A 213-nucleotide genomic window follows, 5' to 3' on the forward strand; every position below is an offset into this window, starting at 1 on the left:
CCCGGCAGCGTCGCCTCGCCGGACCTCACTGCTCCCGCACAACCCACCGACCTGGCCCTGGCAGACGGCGTGACCTTCACCGGCCGCGGTGAACCAGGCGCCACAGTTCAGGTGCGTGATGCCGCTGGCACTCTGATCGGCACTGGCGTTGTCGGGGCTGATGGGCTGTTCAGCCTGACCTTGTCCCCTGCCCAGGCCAACGGCCAAGCCCTG

The 213-nt window shown here is 69.5% G+C and carries 1 protein-coding gene; it reads left to right on the forward strand.

All coding sequences use genetic code 11. The features are described from left to right. Positions 1–213 (forward strand): Ig-like domain-containing protein (locus tag IAE38_RS23755; RefSeq protein WP_201219602.1); only part of this gene is annotated, 213 nt, incomplete at both ends.

The organism is Pseudomonas sp. S32 (assembly GCF_016648095.1).
Lineage (GTDB): Bacteria > Pseudomonadota > Gammaproteobacteria > Pseudomonadales > Pseudomonadaceae > Aquipseudomonas > Aquipseudomonas parafulva.